Raw genomic sequence first — 14,583 nt, 5'->3', positions numbered from 1 at the left:
GCAGCAGGCGAAATCGAAAAAGCACCCGGATCTGACTGGCCATGGCTGAAAAGCGACATCAGCCAGTCAGATTCTTACACTTATTCAGCGACTTCAGGCTGTTTTTCCGGTTCTTGGGTGTCCTGCGTCGGCTCTTCCACGTCGTTGTTTTCAGCCTTCGGGGCTTCCAACGCCATTGTAGGCAATTCGACTTCGCGTTTCATCAAGATACCGCAAACCCGGGAAATCGTGTCTTTCATTTCTTGACGCGGCACAACCATGTCGACCATGCCATGATCAAGCAGGTACTCAGCGGTCTGGAAGTCGTCCGGCAGCTTTTCTCGCACGGTCTGTTCAATGACACGGCGGCCGGCAAAACCGATCATGGCGCCCGGTTCTGCAATGTGCACATCACCGAGCATGGCATAAGACGCGGAGACACCCCCGGTTGTCGGGTTGGTCAGAACCACGATGTACGGCAGGCCGGCTTCGCGCAGCATCTGGATCCCAGCTGTGGTGCGCGGCATCTGCATCAACGACAGGATCCCTTCCTGCATGCGGGCGCCGCCGGAAGCTGCGAACATGACAAACGGTGTTTTGTCTTCAACCGCTTTCATCATCCCGGAAAGGATGGCTTCGCCAACGGCCATGCCCAAAGATCCACCGACAAAGGCGAAATCCTGAATGGCAACGGTCAGGTCCATACCGTTGACTTTGCCTTGCGCCACATGAATGGCTTCTTCTTCGCCGGTTTTAGAACGGGCTTCCTTCAGCCGGTCAGTATAGCGCTTGCTGTCGCGGAACTTGAGCGGATCGGCGGTAACATCCGGTGTTTCGAGACGCGTGTAGTTGCCTTCATCAAAGAAGGAGTCCAACCGTTTGCGTGCCGGCATACGCATATGGTGGCCGGAACTCGGAATGACCCAAAGATTGGCCTCTAGATCCCGGTGAAACACCATTTCGCCCGTTTCAGGGCATTTGATCCAGAGGTTTTCCGGAACTTCGCGCTTCTTCCAAAGACCACTGATCTTGGGGCGCACAATTGAGTTGATCCAGTTCACGTCAAACGCGTCCGTCTACTAAAGTTACACAACAACGGACTGTGTCCGCTGGAAAAGGTACATTTTTAAGGCCTAGAGCATCCTGCGTTCAGGCGAACGCAGACAAGATGCTCTACCACCTTAAAATCGATCAGCTTTTGGCTGTTCAAGCGATTCAACCTGAACAGCCGCTGATCTAGCTTTAGGCCGCGCGAGCGCGCGCACACCCAGAAGCCAGGTCGGCAACCACATCGGCGACCGCTTTTACGGTCCGGTCCGTTGCCTTTCCGTTAGCATCCAGGCTGTCTTTGACCGCGTTTACAAGAACAGACCCGACCACGACGCCGTCCGCGTCCTTGCCGATGTCTGCAGCTTGTTCTGCGGTTTTGACGCCAAATCCGACCGCAACCGGCAGATCCGTATGACCTTTAATCCGGTTGACCGCGGCCGTAACGCGGCCCGTATCAGCGATTTTTGCGCCCGTAATACCGGTCACGGAGACGTAATAGACGAAACCGGAGGTATTGGCCAGAACGGCCGGGAGGCGCTTGTCATCGGTGGTGGGGGTTGCCAGACGAATGAAGTTCAGTCCGGCGTCCAGTGCTGGAATGCAGAACTCGTCATCCGCTTCAGCAGGCACGTCGACAATAATGAAGCCGTCAACACCGGCGTCCTTGGCGACCTGAACGAATTTCACCGGATCACGAACATAGATCGGATTGTAGTAACCCATCAGAATGATCGGCGTGTCTTGATCTTGTTTGCGGAACGCGCGGACCATGTCCAGCGTTTTATCCATTGTGTGCCCGGCGGCGAGCGCACGCTGGTTGGCCAGCTGGATCGGAATACCTTCAGCCATTGGGTCGGAGAACGGCATGCCCAGTTCGATCACATCGGCACCGGCGGCCGGGAGGGCATTCAAGATCGCTTGTGACGTTTCAAGGTCCGGGTCGCCAGCTGTAATAAAGGTGACCAATGCGGGGCGGCCCGCTTCGGCACAGGCTTTAAACCGGCGATCGATACGCGTTTCCGTCATTCAGCTGTCCTCTTGCCCATACAGCAGACGGGTCCCGTCTGCAAAACATCCAAGCGATGTAGGGGAGCGGGCAAGGGGATGTCAATCAAAGAACTGCCGATATGGCTTTCAGAAGCCGCATATTGTCAACGTCGCGGCAATTTCAGGCGTTTCGCGCAGTCCTATCGGATCAGCGGTTGCCGAAGTACTTGTTGTAGAGATGGGTCGCGATATCGTTGCGCTCCACACCCATACGCGACAGGCATTCAGGGCTCATTTGGCGTAAGCGATCATAATCAGCTGACATACGCTGGGCCTGACCGACCTGATGTAAGAAATCTGAAACTGAACGGAGTGCCATTGGAAGATCCTTTCAAAGTAGGCATGGCTCCTGCCTATTTGAGCTCAATATAATCTTCCCTGATATGGACACGAGTGCTGTTTTTGCATTGCAGCAATGCTGTGGCTGCTGAACTCGGGAAAAGCTGCGCCGTAGAAATGCATTCAACACCGATCAGGTCTTCATTTCGATATTTGATCTGGAAATGCGCACTATGTGCGCCTATGTTGAATGAAGAGCCAAATGGAAAAAGGAGCTGAAAATGGCCCATTCCCTGTTCGAACCTGCACCGGAGCCTCTGTCTGAAAAACTTTGGCGTCATGTGAAAAGTCTGAAACAGACGCCAGTCGCAGGATCGCATTTCCCAGTAAGGCAAACGGACATGCAAAACCTGGATGCCCGTGGCCGGCAATTGCTATTGGAAGAAGAATTTGCCGCGCATAAAAAAATAGGGCTAGGCACCAAGGTGCCCAGCCCCTCATTTCGTAAGTCTATTTAGATCAGAGATCGAAGCCCAGCATTTCGCCGACGGCAAAGACATCCTTGTCGCCGCGGCCGCAAAGATTCATGACAATGATCTGATCCTTGTCCATTTGCGGGGCCATTTTAGCCACCTGAGCGAGGGCATGGGCTGGTTCCAGCGCCGGAATGATACCTTCAACCCGGGTCAGCATCTGGAAGGCTTCCAGCGCCTCGTCATCCATGATCGGCACATAGTCTGCACGGCCAATTTCCTTCAGCCAGGAATGCTCCGGACCAATGCCCGGATAGTCGAGACCGGCAGAAATCGAATGGCCTTCTAGGATCTGGCCGTCGTCATCCTGCATCAGATAGGTGCGGTTGCCGTGGAGAACGCCTGGCTTCCCTGCGTTGAGGGAAGCGCAGTGCTCTTCACCGGTCAGGCCACGTCCACCTGCTTCGACGCCGACAATTTTCACGTCTTTGTCGTCGAGGAACGGATGGAACAGGCCAATCGCATTAGATCCGCCGCCAACAGCGGCGACAAGTGCGTCCGGCAAACGGCCTTCAGCTTCCAAAATCTGGTCGCGCAACTCCTTGCCGATCACCGACTGGAAGTCGCGCACCAGCTCCGGATATGGGTGCGGGCCTGCCGCCGTGCCGATCAGATAGTAGGTGTTGTCGACATTGGTCACCCAATCGCGCAGCGCCTCGTTCATGGCGTCTTTCAAGGTGCCGGCACCGGCGGTCACCGGGACGATTTCGGCGCCCAGAAGCTTCATGCGGAAGACATTCGGCTTTTGCCGCTCAACGTCTGTCGCGCCCATATAAACAACACAGGGCAGGCCAAAGCGGGCACAAACGGTGGCGGTCGCCACACCATGCTGGCCTGCACCGGTTTCCGCGATGATCCGGGTTTTACCCATGCGTTTGGCCAAAAGGATCTGGCCAAGGCAGTTGTTGATCTTGTGGGATCCGGTATGGTTCAGCTCGTCGCGCTTGAAATAGATCTTCGCGCCGCCGAGTTCTTCAGTCAGCCGCTCGGCGAAATAGAGCGGCGACGGCCGGCCCGTATAATGCCTGTTCAGCTTTTCGACTTCGGCATGAAACTCCGGATCGTTCTTGGCAGCTTTGTAATGCGCTTCCAGATCCAAGATCAGCGGCATCAGGGTTTCCGCCACATAGCGGCCGCCGAAAATGCCGAAATGCCCGCGATCGTCCGGACCCGTCCGGATGCTGTTCGCCATATCGTTCACGCGTTTACTCCTTACCCGCTTCCGCCTGAATATCTTTTACTTTGGCCAGGAACGACCGGATCAATTCAGGATCCTTGACACCGCGTTCGCGTTCAACGCCGGACGACAAGTCGATTTCCTTGGCGCCGCTCAAACGGATTGCGTCCGCCACATTGTCCATATTCAATCCCCCCGAAAGCATGAACGGCTTCTTCAGGTCAAGATCTTTCAGGATCGTCCAGTCAAACGAAACGCCATTGCCGCCGGGAATGTCTGATCCTTTGGGCGGTTTGGCATCAAAGAGGATCTTGTCTGCAACAATAGAGTAGTAAAGCGCCTGTTCCAGATCCGATTTGCCGGCAACCGAAATTGCTTTCATGACCTTGATGCCATGCATAACTTTGGCAGCAGCCAGAGATTCCGGGGCCTCCGAGCCGTGAAATTGGATCATGTCAGGGGCAACCAGTTCCTTGATCCGGGAAAGGCCGTCCAGATCCATATTGACCGTCACTGCGACGATCTCCGCCTTGCCGCGTGCCATATCGGCCAGCTTGCAGGCTTGGCTGAGGCTTACATGGCGGGGACTTTTTGGAAAAAACATGAGCCCAACCATATCCGCACCCGCCTCCAGCGCCGCTTCCATGGTGTCTTCGGTCGACAGACCGCAGATTTTGACTTTGATATCCGACATAACTTCGAGGTATCGCCGCTGGGGAAGCCTTTGTCAAAGGATGATGGCTGGGGCGCTTATTCTTCTGGCGCCTTGACCAGTTTGGCGACAATTTTCCGGACAACCGGCGCCATCACCAGGACCGCTGGAAAGGCAACCGCCCAGGCAAACAGCCAGGATTCAATCCAGAAACTGAAAAACTCAGGATGCGGACCAATCGCCCGGAAGGTGGCAATGCCGGACACAATGAACGACATCGACCCGGACAGCATGGCGCCGAAGAGATAAGGGGCAAATCTTGGGTGCATGACAATCTTGAATCCGGATTTTTGAAGTTCAGGATGAACTATGCGTCAAAACTGGGTGTTAGGAATGATCAAATTTAGCGCAACGCGTGCCTATCCTTGTTCCAGCAGCTCGGCCCAGGTTTTGGGATTGTCCCCATTGAGCGGATTTTTCGGAGAGCGTTTGTAACGGATGGTTTCCATCCGGAAGGCTTTGGCGTCGAACATCATCAATCGTCCGGTGAGCCCCTCGCCTGTCCCGGTCAGTTCTTTCAAGACTTCCATCGCCTGCATCGTACCCAGGATCCCCGTGAGCGCGCCCAGCACCCCGGCTTCGGCACAGGTCGGCAATAGTCCGGCGCGCGGCTTCTGTGGAAACAGACAGCGGTAGGTCGGGTTAAGCTCACCGTCTGCGTTCGATTCAAAGGGCCTGAGGGTCGTGATCGAACCGTCAAACTGGCCGACCGCTGCCGTCACCAAGGGTTTCTTGGCAAAAAAACAGGCATCGGACACAAGATAACGGGTATCGAAGTTATCCGAACCATCAACCACGAGATCGAACTCAGAGACCAGCGCCATGGCATTCTGACCGGTGATCCGCGTTGGGAAAACCATCACTTCAACATTTGGGTTGAGTTTGGCAATCGCTTCGGCCGCGCTGGCCACTTTCGGTTCGCCGAGCTGGCCGGTATCGTGGATGATCTGCCGTTGAAGATTGGAGAGCGACACGGTGTCGTCATCAACAATACCGAGCGTGCCCACCCCAGCTGCTGCCAGATATTGCAAGACCGGCGCGCCAAGACCGCCGGCACCGATCACCAGCACTTTCGCAGCTTTCAGCTTTTGCTGACCAGCGCCACCAATCTCCTGAAGGACAATATGGCGGGCATAACGTTCCAATTCGGCGGGCGATAAGGACTGCATGGTGAGGCCTGTTTTGAGGAGTTTATTACTAAATGGGCGAGAGTTGCGGGGTTGTTCAAGCCCTAGCCCAAAATCTTGCTCACAAGGCGGGCGGTGTAATCGACCATCGGAATGACACGGGCGTAGTTCAGCCGAGTCGGCCCGATGACACCGAGCGCACCGACGATCCGTTGATTGCTGTCCCGGTAGGGCGAAATCACCAAAGAAGAACCGGATAGCGAGAACAAATTGTTTTCTGAGCCAATGAAGATCCGAACGCCATCGCCTTGTTCGGCAAGCCCTAGAAGCTGGATCAGATCGCTTTTATTTTCCAGATCGTCGAAAAGCAGTTTGATCCGTTCCAAATCTTCCGCCGCTTCCAGATCGGACAGGAGGTTGGACCGGCCGCGGACAATCAAGGTTCCTGGATCGCTCATGCCGTCCTCGCCACTCCAGACCGCCAAGCCGGCATCAATAACCTTCTGGCTGAGCTGGTTGAGCTCGGCCTGGTCAGCTGCGCGCACCTTTTCAAGCTCAGTGCGGATTTCTCCGATTGTCCGGCCTTGAATTTTTGCATTGAGATAGTTCGATGCTTCGACCAATGCGGAGGACGGCAAATCCGGCGGCAGGTCCACGACACGGTTTTCGACAGTGCCGTCTTCACCGACCAGGATGGCCAACGCTTTCAACGGTTCGATGCGAACGAATTCGATGTGTTTCAGCCGCATGTCCGACTTGTGGGTCAGAACGACACCCGCCCCCATGGAAAGACCCGAAAGCATCTGGCTGGCTTCGGTCAGTACCTGTTCAGCTGAATTGGCCTGCTGGGAAGCTTTGACCTGGACGTCGATCTGATGACGCTCGTCCTGGGTGAGGTCACCAACTTCCAGAAGTGCGTCGACAAAAAATCTCAAACCAATTTCGGTCGGCAAACGCCCGGCGCTGGTATGCGGCGAATGCAGAAGGCCCATGTGCTCCAGGTCCGACATGACATTGCGGATGGAAGCGGGCGACAAGGAAATGCTGGGATTGCGCGAGATATTGCGGGAGCCGACGGGTTCTCCGGTCTCTAGATAGGTTTCCACGATCGAGCGGAAGATGTCCCGGGATCTTCTGTCGAGGTCGCTAAGGCTCAAAGTGTTTTTCTCCGTCGCGGCCGCCGGGAGATCCGGCGAACCAAAATCCTGTTCTTCAAGATATAGGCGCAAAATGGTCCAGAGGTGAAGCTTGGCCTTTACGCCGCCGGGAAATGAGGTCTACAAGGCCGTTAACAAATAAGGCGGGCTAGCTGCTTCGCCTTTTTTCAAAGGTTGAAAGGGAGAGCCATGCGTCCGTCAAAACGCGCTGCCGATGAACTCCGTGCTGTCACGCTTGAGCGTGGCGTATCCAAACATGCTGAAGGCTCCTGCCTGGTAAAATTCGGCGACACGCATGTCTTGTGCACCGCCAGTCTTGAAGAGCGGGTTCCGCCCTGGCTGCGCGGCCAGAACAAAGGTTGGGTGACGGCGGAATATGGCATGCTGCCACGCGCAACCGGCAGCCGCATGCGCCGGGAAGCAAGTGCTGGCAAGCAGTCCGGCCGCACTCAGGAGATCCAGCGGCTGATTGGCCGGTCCTTGCGCGCCGTCGTCGATCTGGAAGCCTTGGGCGAAGTACAGATTTCTGTCGATTGTGATGTCATCCAGGCCGATGGCGGTACACGGACTGCCGCAATTACCGGCGCCTGGGTGGCCTTACGCGATTGTATCGAATGGATGAAGGCCCGGGACATGGTGTCCGGTGATGTTTTGACGGATCACATCGCGGCCATTTCCTGCGGTATTTATCAGGACACGCCGGTGCTCGATCTCGACTATGATGAAGATAGTACCGCCGAAACCGATGCCAATTTCGTCATTACCGGGTCTGGTGGCATCGTCGAAATTCAGGGCACCGCGGAAGGCAAGCCGTTCTCTGAAGACGAGTTCGCTCAACTGCTCGGTCTGGCAAAGGCAGGCATCAACCGTCTGGTCGACTTGCAAAAGATGAGCATTCTCTGAGGATCACAGTGTCATGAGCCATCGCAAACTGGAGCCTGGCAAGCTGGTTGTCGCCAGTCACAACAAGGGCAAGCTGCGCGAAATCAACGAGTTGCTTGAACCGTATGGGTTTGAGGTGGTCTCAGCTGGTGATCTCGGATTGCCGGAGCCGGAGGAAACCGGCACGACCTTTGAAGCCAATGCGGAAATCAAAGCCGTTGCGGCAGCAACGGCGGCGAACCTTCCGGCGCTTGCTGACGACAGCGGCTTTTGTGTCGCTGAACTCGGCGGCGATCCGGGCATTTATTCGGCGCGCTGGGCTGGGCCTGACAAAGATTTTGCGATGGCCATGCGGACAGTTGAGGAAAAGCTGCAGTCTGCCGGGGCAGCAACACCGGACCGTCGCCGTGGATCCTTTGTCGCGGTTCTGTGCCTTGCTTGGCCGGATGGCCACAAAGAGTTTTTCCGCGGAGAGGTGGAAGGTCAAATCGTCTGGCCGCCACGCGGAACTCAAGGGTTTGGATATGACCCGGTGTTCCAGCCGGATGGGCATGAGCGCACTTTTGGCGAAATGACCTCTGAGGAAAAGCATGGCTGGGGACCGGATACACCGGCTTTGTCGCATCGCTCGCGTGCGTTTGAACTGTTCTCTAAGGCTTGTTTGAAAGGATAATCTTAAGTGGCGGCGAACCCGGCTTCTGAGGGCGGATTTGGGATTTATGTGCATTGGCCGTTTTGCTCAGCCAAATGCCCCTATTGTGATTTCAATTCTCACGTCCGCCATCAGCCAGTGGATCAGGCCCGCTATGCGGTAGCTTTCGAGCGCGAGCTCAGCCATTTTGCAGAGCTGACCCAGGGCAAAACTGTTCAGTCAGTGTTTTTGGGTGGCGGTACGCCCTCCTTAATGGAGCCGGCGACAGTCGAACGGATCCTGACAGCTATTTCTGATCGCTGGTCCCTGGACCAGCACGTGGAAATTTCCATGGAAGCCAATCCAACGTCGGTCGAGGCCAACCGCTTCAAAGGCTACCGGTCCGCTGGGGTCAACCGGGTTTCACTTGGTGTGCAATCTCTGCACGATACGGATTTGAAACTCCTTGGCCGCTTGCATGACGCGGATACGGCTCGAAAGGCAATAGAGATCGCCCGTTCGACGTTTCCGCGTTTGTCATTTGATCTGATCTACGCCCGTCCAGACCAAACACTGGCCAGCTGGGAAGCGGAATTGAAGGAGGCCATTAGTCTGGCGGCCGATCACCTGTCGCTCTACCAGCTGACGATCGAAGAAGGCACGCCGTTCTACAATCTTTATCACGCTGGCAAATTGAAGATGCCCGACCCAGAACTGGGCGCTCAGTTTTATGAACTGACCCAGAAGGTGACGGACGCGGAGGGACTGCCCGCGTATGAAGTCTCAAACCATGCCCGGCCAGGCGCGGAATGCCGCCACAACCTCGTTTATTGGCGCTACGGTGATTATGTCGGCGTTGGGCCTGGTGCCCACGGTCGCTTGAGCGTCGGCGTTAACCGGATGGCGACAGCCACCGAGCGCCACCCGGAGACTTGGCTGGAGGCGGTTGAGCAGAACGGTCATGGGATGATCGAGTTTGCAGGCTTGAGCGAAGAAGAGCAGGGCGACGAATTCTTGCTCATGGGCTTGCGCCTTACAGAGGGAATCGACCTGAAACGGTTTGAGGCTTTCTCTCATAGATCCGTTGATCCGAAACGGCTGAAAGACTTACTCGATCATGGAATGGTTGAGGAACTCGGGGATAACCGTGTGCGTGCGACACGGGATGGTTTTTTCGTTTTGGATGCGGTTGTTGCGGACTTGGCCGCTTGATCGAAACATTTGAATGGCTAAATTATATTTATCACTTTGATTTAAATACAGTTCTTGTTTCATCTGTAACTAGTCATTTCGGCGGCTAAACTCGCAACTCATGCGGAAATTGGCAGATTTCTGCGCTCTCCTACCAAATAGCACTATTGCCGGAGGCGCCCACTGTGGCTATCCTGCTGCAATGCAATAGGTGATGTTAAGAAGAACCGGCCGCAACAAATCAGCTGAGGTTTTGCCAATAAGGGGGCAGGCGGCGGCTGCGTGAACAAAGGAGATGCGCCTTTGCCGTTTTACCATTTATATGAGCTGAACCATGCCGCTATGGCACCGCTGCGGGCAATGGCGGATATGACCCGGCTCTACTTCCAAAACCCACTGAATCCGCTGACTCACACCAGTTACGGGCGTTCGATTGCAGCTGGTTGCGAAGTTCTGGAGCGGACCACACGGCGCTACGGAAAACCGGAATTCGGTTTGGATGAAACCGTCGTCGGTGGTGTCCGTGTTCCCGTCAGGGAAAACATTGTTTGGGGTCGGCCGTTTTGTGATCTGATCCACTTTGAGCGGGGTGTTACTTCGCACCGCAACGATCCAAAGATCCTGATCGTGGCGCCGATGTCGGGCCACTATGCCACGCTTCTGCGCGGCACGGTCGAAGCCTTGATGCCGAATGCCGATGTATTCATCACAGATTGGATTGATGCCCGCATGGTGCCAATCCAAGAAGGCAAATTCGATCTGGATGACTACATAGACTACATCATTTCGATGTTGCACTTCCTGGGCCCCGATACGCATGTCTTGGGCGTCTGCCAGCCGTCCGTTCCGGTTTTGGCGGCTGTTGCAGTCATGGAGGATCGCGAAGATCCTTATGTGCCAGCAACCATGACCTTGATGGGGGGCCCGATCGACACCCGGGTCGAACCGACGGCAGTGAATGATCTTGCCGTATCCAAGGGCATAGAGTGGTTCAAGAACAACGTCGTCATGAAGGTGCCGTTCCCGCACGCTGGCTTTATGCGGGATGTCTATCCCGGCTTTTTGCAGCTTTCCGGGTTCATGGGCATGAATCTCGACCGTCATGTGACGGCACACCGGGACTTCTTCCAGCATCTGGTGGAAGGGGACGGCGATAGCGCTGAAAAACACCGTGATTTTTATGACGAATACCTGGCGGTCATGGATCTGACGGCGGAATTCTATCTGCAAACGGTCGAAACGGTTTTCATTGATCACTCCCTGCCGGAAGGCAAAATGCAGCACAATGGCCGTTTGGTGGACTGTTCCAAGATCACCCGGACAGCGTTGATGACTGTTGAGGGCGAAAAAGACGATATCACAGGCCGGGGTCAGACCCGGGCAGCGCACGATCTTTGCGTCAATCTGTCTGATGAGATGAAGGCACACTACGAGCAGCCGAATGTCGGCCACTATGGTGTGTTCAATGGATCGCGCTGGAGAGCCGAGATTGCTCCACGGGTCATGGATTTTATTCAATCCAACCGGGCGGGTGCCAACGAAGCACCATCGGCTTCTGTCAAGGCCAAACCGTCTGCCAAACCCGCGGCGGTCACCGCCAAGCCGAAATCGGCCGGCGCGTCGCTGGAAAAAATCCTATTGGCCAAACCGAAGGGTGTTGCAGACGATCTGAAGGCGATCAGCGGTGTCGGACCAAAGCTGGAAACTGCACTCAACGAAGCTGGTATTTTTCACTACTGGCAGATCGCATCGTTGACAGATGAGCAAATCGAAGCTCTTGATTCCAAACTGGATTTCCGTGGCCGCATGGCTCGGGACAACTGGATTGCTCAGGCGCAGTCACTCGCAGAAACGGTGAGCTGACTAAAGAAACTGATCTTTTGTTGAGGTCACAAGAATCCCCGCTGGCAACAGCGGGGATTTTTTCGTTTTGACGGCACCGCACAACGTGATTTGGATCACAAATCCTTGAAGGACAGCCCATCAATCCCCACGTCTCAATCGTGGATGTCTTGAATGGATAGGACTATGACGACGACCAAAAGCTGTAGGATTAAACCCGCCTGGACGCCGATGACCATTGGTCTGATGGTGCTTGGGTTTGTGGTATTCTGGCCGCTTGGCCTCGCCATGCTGGCCTACATTTTGTGGGGTGACCGGTTCGAGGGCATGGCCCGCGATGCCAAAGATCAATGGCGGGGTAGCCCGCTGAAAGGAGCATTCGATCAAATGGGCAAACCTTCTTATGGGCGGACTGGCAATCTTGCTTTCGATGAGTACCGGGAGCGTGAGTTGAAACGTCTTGAAGAAGAACGGGCGAAAATCGACGCCATGCGCGCCGAGTTCGATGAGTTCATGACCGAATTGCGCCGGGCGCGTGATCAGGAAGAATTCGATCGCTTTATGGCCAACCGCCGCCGTCCGGCTGGTGGTGCAGAAGCAAATCCAGCCTGATCTAACTTTCCTCCCAGACCCGCTTCCTCCCAGGCGGGCAGACCGAGAGCGGTGCCTTTCAAAGGCGCCGCTTTCGTCCTTTTGAACGGCCGGTGTTCTCGCATAAACTAGCCGCAACTGATTCGCTCTTCATCCATGGGAACCAAATTGCGCGCCCGCAAAATCACCTTGCCCGACTATATTGAAATTGATGCCGGTAATACCCCGGTAAAAATTCGTCTGCGCGCCAATGCAAGGGCGCAGCGGTATTTGCTGCGCGTTCCCGCTGACCATTCCGGGCCGGTTTTGACCGTGCCGAAGGGGGGAGATCTTTCCCGGGCCGAGCGCTTTGCCCGGCAGCACATTGATTGGCTGATCGAACGCCTAGACGGCCGGCCGGATCAAGTTGCGCTGTGTCCGGGAGATTTTGTTCCGTTGCGCGGTGAGGATCATCTGATCTTGCCAACCGGAAAGCTGCGCGGACTGGTTTCCAAAGGTGAAGCGGACTGTGGCTCCCCCGCCCTTTTGGTGCCGGGAGCTGAGGATCATATCCCGAGAAAAGTCACATCCTGGCTGAAGGGCGAAGCCAAAGCGGATCTAACCGCCCGGGCGGAAGAACATGCGGTCAAAATCGGCAAAAAAATCACCGCGATCAGTGTTCGTGACACCAAAAGCCGTTGGGGATCCTGTGCGTCGAATGGCCGTTTGTCGTTTTCCTGGCGCCTGATACTGGCGCCACCGGACATCCTAGATTATGTGGCCGCCCATGAGGTGGCGCATTTGAAGGAAATGAACCACTCAGACCGGTTTTGGCGGTTGTGCGAAGAGCTTGCGCCGCAGACGCCGGAGGCCCGTGTCTGGCTGAAAGAACACGGTTTGCGCTTGCACGGCTACGGCTGAAAATCAGTTGCTTTTTGCCGGATATGTGGTTCGCTTGATCCTGGAAATGGCTGGGAGGCAAAGATGCGGTTCACTGCAAATGCGGCGATTGTCAGCGCAATTCTATCTGTTGGGCTTGCCACGGGGGCGGAATCTCGAGCAGACAGTTGCTGGAACCACAACGGGTCCCTTATGCGCTTGCAGGCGGAGGGAAATCAGCGTTGGCTGTCATATGAAGTTCCAAGACCAGTTCTGGCCAATGCGGGTGTTCAGTCCGGAACTTTGTTGTTCAACGGTATCAAAAACGGAAATTGGTACTCAGGAACCGCGCGGGTGTTCTCAAAATACTGTCCCGGAACACCTTTGGAATATTTTGTCGAAGGCCCGGTCCGGGAAGATCAGCTTCAAGTGACGGTGCACGGCACTCGGGAAGTCTATAATCGTTGCCAACCGACTGGCCGTTTTACAACTGATACGCTTGTTTTTACCTATAGTCACAGGTGTTGAGGGTGGAACTAATATGCGAAGAATTTTGGGTTTGAGTTTTTCGAATTTGTGTAAGATCTTGATTTTCATGGCGATTTTCATAGCTGCTTTCGGTGGTTTACAGCAGCAGGGGTTTGCATTTGAACATTATGACGTCGTTCATTTTCCCTCTGCAGCGGTCAATAAGACTTCAGAAACAAAGGGTGACCGTAACGGCTATCCGTTGTGGGGACATTTGGGACGTCCGGCAGGAAAAGGTCCCCACCCGGCCGTCGTTTTGATGCATGGATGTGGCGGCATTCAACAGATGCATTTCGACTGGGCCAAGACGCTGAACGCGGACGGATATGTAACACTGGTCGTTGATAGTTTCCGGCCGCGCAGTCTCATTCAACAATGTGGAGGCGGATCGACGGCTGCTTCCCCAGCCGGACGGGTATTAGATGCGTATGGTGCCCTGGAATTTCTGCGCGGGCAAAATGACATCGATCCACACCGTATCGGTTTGATGGGCTGGTCGCATGGTGGAATATCCGCGCTATCAGCCGTCACTGAGAATGGTGTCGGAGCGACATTCCCTGCTGAATTTCAAACAGTGATCGCACTCTATCCACACTGTGTTGCATCACGGCGCTTCACGAAACCCGTGGCCGTGATCATCGGTGCTTCGGATGATTGGACCTCAGCAGCTTCATGCGAGAATTTGCAGAAACAAACTCAAAGCCACTCGCATGTGTTGGATTTAACAGTTTATCCCGATGCGTTTCATGGGTTCGACAATCCTATGTTTGGATCGGGCTTTTTTGTGCCAGGCGCCCCAGGGCAAAAACACTGGCTTCAATACAATAGAGCGGCCCACCAAAAAGCCGTTCAAAGGACTAAACAGCTTCTTGGCGAGAGGCTGTGATCAGGATCAGAAGAGCGGGACAGCAGTTGCTGAGTGATACTCCGAGCTTAATGATTTGCACTTATAAGATGCATAAACCGGAAATGCGTCTTTGATTGAGCAAGTGACCACAC

Annotated in this window: 16 protein-coding genes; 8 read left to right on the top strand and 8 right to left on the bottom strand. The window is 55.0% G+C overall.

Going from position 1 to position 14,583, the window contains the following annotated elements:
* Nucleotides 1-80 precede the first annotated feature (80 nt).
* From accD to hrcA, 8 genes are all read right to left on the bottom strand, one after another.
* Entirely contained in the window at nucleotides 81-1,040 is a 960-nt protein-coding gene (gene accD / locus ACOOFE_RS26490) for an acetyl-CoA carboxylase, carboxyltransferase subunit beta (RefSeq protein ID WP_420412787.1), read from the bottom strand.
* A gap of 181 nt (nucleotides 1,041-1,221) precedes the next feature.
* Nucleotides 1,222-2,055: a tryptophan synthase subunit alpha gene (gene trpA, locus ACOOFE_RS26485; protein WP_141184211.1), complete on the bottom strand. Its 834-nt coding sequence runs from the start codon at nucleotides 2,053-2,055 to the stop codon at nucleotides 1,222-1,224.
* 169 nt (nucleotides 2,056-2,224) lie between these two features.
* Nucleotides 2,225-2,395: a hypothetical protein gene (locus ACOOFE_RS26480; RefSeq protein ID WP_420412786.1), complete on the bottom strand. Its 171-nt coding sequence runs from the start codon at nucleotides 2,393-2,395 to the stop codon at nucleotides 2,225-2,227.
* 479 nt (nucleotides 2,396-2,874) lie between these two features.
* Nucleotides 2,875-4,080: a tryptophan synthase subunit beta gene (gene trpB, locus ACOOFE_RS26475; RefSeq protein WP_420415642.1), complete on the bottom strand. Its 1,206-nt coding sequence runs from the start codon at nucleotides 4,078-4,080 to the stop codon at nucleotides 2,875-2,877.
* 13 nt (nucleotides 4,081-4,093) lie between these two features.
* The gene (locus ACOOFE_RS26470) at nucleotides 4,094-4,759 is read right to left on the bottom strand and encodes a phosphoribosylanthranilate isomerase (RefSeq protein ID WP_420412785.1); all 666 of its coding nucleotides are present in this window, start codon (nucleotides 4,757-4,759) and stop codon (nucleotides 4,094-4,096) included.
* A gap of 56 nt (nucleotides 4,760-4,815) precedes the next feature.
* Nucleotides 4,816-5,046 (bottom strand): DUF2798 domain-containing protein, encoded by a 231-nt coding sequence (locus ACOOFE_RS26465; RefSeq protein WP_420412784.1) that lies wholly within the window; start codon nucleotides 5,044-5,046, stop codon nucleotides 4,816-4,818.
* A 90-nt stretch (nucleotides 5,047-5,136) separates the two neighbouring features.
* The gene (locus tag ACOOFE_RS26460; RefSeq protein WP_420412783.1) at nucleotides 5,137-5,946 is read right to left on the bottom strand and encodes a HesA/MoeB/ThiF family protein; all 810 of its coding nucleotides are present in this window, start codon (nucleotides 5,944-5,946) and stop codon (nucleotides 5,137-5,139) included.
* Nucleotides 5,947-6,008: 62 nt separating this feature from the next.
* Nucleotides 6,009-7,061, bottom strand: coding sequence for a heat-inducible transcriptional repressor HrcA (hrcA, locus tag ACOOFE_RS26455; RefSeq protein WP_420412782.1), 1,053 nt, complete (start codon nucleotides 7,059-7,061; stop codon nucleotides 6,009-6,011).
* Nucleotides 7,062-7,250: 189 nt separating this feature from the next.
* Here hrcA and rph point away from each other — a divergent pair, with 189 nt between their 5' ends.
* The 8 genes from rph to ACOOFE_RS26415 all read left to right on the top strand — a co-directional run bounded on the left by rph (nucleotide 7,251) and on the right by ACOOFE_RS26415 (nucleotide 14,470).
* The gene (rph, locus tag ACOOFE_RS26450; RefSeq protein WP_141184206.1) at nucleotides 7,251-7,964 is read left to right on the top strand and encodes a ribonuclease PH; all 714 of its coding nucleotides are present in this window, start codon (nucleotides 7,251-7,253) and stop codon (nucleotides 7,962-7,964) included.
* Between the two features lie 13 nt (nucleotides 7,965-7,977).
* A complete protein-coding gene (gene rdgB / locus ACOOFE_RS26445; protein ID WP_420412781.1) occupies nucleotides 7,978-8,616 on the top strand; it encodes an RdgB/HAM1 family non-canonical purine NTP pyrophosphatase in 639 nt (212 codons plus the stop codon).
* A gap of 6 nt (nucleotides 8,617-8,622) precedes the next feature.
* Nucleotides 8,623-9,786: a radical SAM family heme chaperone HemW gene (gene hemW, locus ACOOFE_RS26440; protein WP_420412780.1), complete on the top strand. Its 1,164-nt coding sequence runs from the start codon at nucleotides 8,623-8,625 to the stop codon at nucleotides 9,784-9,786.
* Between the two features lie 321 nt (nucleotides 9,787-10,107).
* A complete protein-coding gene (gene phaZ, locus ACOOFE_RS26435) occupies nucleotides 10,108-11,628 on the top strand; it encodes a polyhydroxyalkanoate depolymerase (RefSeq protein ID WP_420415641.1) in 1,521 nt (506 codons plus the stop codon).
* Nucleotides 11,629-11,793: 165 nt separating this feature from the next.
* The gene (locus ACOOFE_RS26430) at nucleotides 11,794-12,219 is read left to right on the top strand and encodes a DUF2852 domain-containing protein (RefSeq protein ID WP_420412779.1); all 426 of its coding nucleotides are present in this window, start codon (nucleotides 11,794-11,796) and stop codon (nucleotides 12,217-12,219) included.
* Between the two features lie 147 nt (nucleotides 12,220-12,366).
* Nucleotides 12,367-13,098 carry a M48 family metallopeptidase gene (locus tag ACOOFE_RS26425; protein ID WP_420412778.1) on the top strand — a complete coding sequence of 244 codons (732 nt, stop codon included), beginning with the start codon at nucleotides 12,367-12,369 and terminating at the stop codon, nucleotides 13,096-13,098.
* A 63-nt stretch (nucleotides 13,099-13,161) separates the two neighbouring features.
* Nucleotides 13,162-13,584 carry a hypothetical protein gene (locus ACOOFE_RS26420; protein WP_420412777.1) on the top strand — a complete coding sequence of 141 codons (423 nt, stop codon included), beginning with the start codon at nucleotides 13,162-13,164 and terminating at the stop codon, nucleotides 13,582-13,584.
* 13 nt (nucleotides 13,585-13,597) lie between these two features.
* Nucleotides 13,598-14,470 (top strand): dienelactone hydrolase family protein, encoded by an 873-nt coding sequence (locus tag ACOOFE_RS26415; RefSeq protein ID WP_420412776.1) that lies wholly within the window; start codon nucleotides 13,598-13,600, stop codon nucleotides 14,468-14,470.
* Nucleotides 14,471-14,583 lie beyond the last annotated feature (113 nt).

This window comes from Roseibium sp. (assembly GCF_965216085.1).
GTDB lineage: Bacteria > Pseudomonadota > Alphaproteobacteria > Rhizobiales > Stappiaceae > Roseibium.
The sequence above is the reverse complement of the archived record's forward strand: the minus strand, read 5'-3'. Positions and strand labels throughout refer to the sequence as shown.

Bases quoted from the DNA above. Each gene is read 5' to 3' on its own strand.
- phaZ (WP_420415641.1), top strand. From the start codon at position 10,108: ATGGCACCGCTGCGGGCAATGGCGGATATGACCCGGCTCTACTTCCAA.
- rdgB (WP_420412781.1), top strand. From the start codon at position 7,978: ATGAGCCATCGCAAACTGGAGCCTGGCAAGCTGGTTGTCGCCAGTCAC.
- ACOOFE_RS26480 (WP_420412786.1), bottom strand. From the start codon at position 2,395: ATGGCACTCCGTTCAGTTTCAGATTTCTTACATCAGGTCGGTCAGGCC.
- ACOOFE_RS26470 (WP_420412785.1), bottom strand. From the start codon at position 4,759: ATGTCGGATATCAAAGTCAAAATCTGCGGTCTGTCGACCGAAGACACC.
- rph (WP_141184206.1), top strand. From the start codon at position 7,251: ATGCGTCCGTCAAAACGCGCTGCCGATGAACTCCGTGCTGTCACGCTT.
- ACOOFE_RS26465 (WP_420412784.1), bottom strand. From the start codon at position 5,046: ATGCACCCAAGATTTGCCCCTTATCTCTTCGGCGCCATGCTGTCCGGG.
- ACOOFE_RS26420 (WP_420412777.1), top strand. From the start codon at position 13,162: ATGCGGTTCACTGCAAATGCGGCGATTGTCAGCGCAATTCTATCTGTT.
- trpB (WP_420415642.1), bottom strand. From the start codon at position 4,080: ATGGCGAACAGCATCCGGACGGGTCCGGACGATCGCGGGCATTTCGGC.
- ACOOFE_RS26415 (WP_420412776.1), top strand. From the start codon at position 13,598: ATGCGAAGAATTTTGGGTTTGAGTTTTTCGAATTTGTGTAAGATCTTG.
- ACOOFE_RS26430 (WP_420412779.1), top strand. From the start codon at position 11,794: ATGACGACGACCAAAAGCTGTAGGATTAAACCCGCCTGGACGCCGATG.
- ACOOFE_RS26460 (WP_420412783.1), bottom strand. From the start codon at position 5,946: ATGCAGTCCTTATCGCCCGCCGAATTGGAACGTTATGCCCGCCATATT.
- trpA (WP_141184211.1), bottom strand. From the start codon at position 2,055: ATGACGGAAACGCGTATCGATCGCCGGTTTAAAGCCTGTGCCGAAGCG.